The organism is Thauera sp. 2A1 (assembly GCF_009469595.2).
Lineage (GTDB): Bacteria > Pseudomonadota > Gammaproteobacteria > Burkholderiales > Rhodocyclaceae > Thauera.
The window spans coordinates 1-2208 of record NZ_SSXV01000082.1; the positions used below are offsets into that span (position 1 = coordinate 1).

Sequence of the window (2208 nt, forward strand, 5' to 3'; positions counted from 1 at the left end):
TCCAACTTGAAATATTCTCAGGCCACGACCAAGGCTTTCACGGAAAAAGGCTTGTATATGCTTGCCACCATCCTCAAATCCCCTCTGGCAACAGAAGTAACCATTGCCATCATTGAAACCTTCTCCAAGGTTCGTGAGGTATCAAGAGCAATAGCCAAGGTGAACGATGATGCGGAAAAAGGCATCATGCCAAAGGAAGAAGAACAGGGCAAAATTCAAAACCTGATGGGCGAGGTTCTTGCTGACAACTTGCCTTTGAAGATGCGCAAGATGGCATTCAGCCTTAACCTTGGCTTCCTCAAAGTATCAGTCGAGACAACAAGAGGGAAAGATTAAACCGCTGTTGTTATGTGCTATTAAGTTAGTTTTTGTCTCATCATTGAGACTGGACGTTCTCAGCGGAAGCCTATCGTTGTTGTGTGCGATTAAGTTCGTGTTTGCCTCATTACTGAGACTGGACGTGACAGATAGGCTGGAGCCGGAGATTAGAGAAATCTTTTCTTCGGCTCTTCTTATTTCAGAAAAGTGCTCTGACGTTTCCGGATTTCTGTTCAAGTCGTTCTGAACTTCCAAATCCGGAAGTTTTGAGCCGGTTAAAGAATAAAACTTTACAAATGCGCTTGCGCATGAGAGGGACATTTTTCACGTCTTTTGTAGCCTAATACTAAGTTTGGTCAGAAAACTCGCAATTAGGCATCCCCAAAATCAGTGTAAAATTTTAACACTGGGGGGAAGCCTAATTCCAAGTTTGTGCCAAACTTGCCCCATCAACTCGGAAACCGAGGACTTCGTGCGGCAAGCCGTTGATGGGTTAGGCGAAAGGGATTCTCCCTCTCGACTCCCTCTTGAACCGCCTTATTTTTTCTTTGACATGGCATCCGAAATTTTGCCTTTGATGTAGGCAACGATAAATGCTTGTGGGGTCTTCTTTGCTTCTCTGGCCTTTGCCTTGAGAATAGCAATCTCTCCCAGAGGATCATCGAGGACATCTTGCGCTTGTAGCCAAACGTCCTTGGTGTTGTTCAGATCTGAAGCACTGAAGCCACACTGCTGACGAAGATAGTTGTAAATCTCTGGTCGAATCGAGAAGGATGCGCAGACAGTTGCTTGCAGTTTTTTTGCTTCAAGCTTCTCGTCTCTGAACTTCGGCTGATACTTCGGGGTGAAGGTGAAGCCTGTCACTTTGCTGCGCTTGTTGTCTGGGTTGGCTTTGATTTTTGAATACGTGAAAGTGTATGGACAAGAGTTGTTAAGAGCCTTTTGCGCAGGCTTGATAACCCTTGCTTCAATGTTGTCGATTCGGTCTTTTCCGTCTTTGTCCTTGTACTGCTCTGGTGCGATGCCAAGCCATTGTTTGAACTCATCGATGGTCTTGAATGTGATAGGCTTAGAATTGCCACTGACCAACATGTAGAATTTCAGAGAGTATGTTGTTGGCAAGGCTAAAGCCTTGTTTAACTCAAACTCTCTATATCCTTGTGAGAAGTTCAACCATACATCCCAAAGCTTATTGTTTACGCTGAACTTCATGATACCTGAGCCATATTCATACTCAGGGTTGCAGATAAACGAGCACTTCCACCAACGCTTCTTGTCTTTGTACTCGAAGTATCTGCCCATGAGGTCTTCTAATGTTTTCTTTATCGTATCAAAGTCTAAGTTACTATCAAAGATGGCCGCAGAAGCAGGCATCTGGATATAGACATCATGCTTGTGATGGTCTATAATTCCCATGTTCTCTTTGATTTTCATGCCTTTAACCTCGTCTTGGCAATACTCCAAAATGCGGAGAATGATGCGCTGCTCATGTATGCTCATCTCCTGCTGACGTGACCAGGTGTACATCCAGGACACCATCATGTCTTTGTTTTCTGATGTGATAAGTTGCGCATGTGATGTGGTGGCCGCTCTTAGTTCGTCATTAAGTGTTCCATACCTGCTGCCTTCATCCACTCGTTATAGTGATTGATGGCAGCTTCTCCTTCGAGGTGCTTTGCTTGTCTGTCACGAAGTTCTTCAGACATCACCTGCTCTTCTCTACGCAAGTCTCGATTTGTGTGCTCGAGCTCACTTGCTATCTGTTGTAGTTTCTGTTTCATGCGTTCTTTGAATTTTGATTTTGGGTGCAAAGATACATAAAAAAACTACATATAGCAAAAATACGTAGGTTAAAAATCTAAAAATGTAGGTTAAAGCCGGTTTTTTTCA

The 2208-nt window shown here is 43.8% G+C and carries 1 protein-coding gene and 1 pseudogene; one reads left to right on the plus strand and one right to left on the minus strand.

The genetic code is table 11. The annotated features are described in order from the left end of the window. A pseudogene (locus GH664_RS22470) lies at positions 1-336 on the plus strand (hypothetical protein); the annotation flags it as partial. Positions 337-855: 519 nt separating this feature from the next. Here GH664_RS22470 and GH664_RS22475 read toward each other — a convergent pair. Further along, on the minus strand, positions 856-1953 hold the full coding sequence (locus GH664_RS22475; RefSeq protein WP_228111678.1) for a replication initiation protein: 1098 nt from the start codon (positions 1951-1953) through the stop codon (positions 856-858). Positions 1954-2208: the final 255 nt, after the last annotated feature.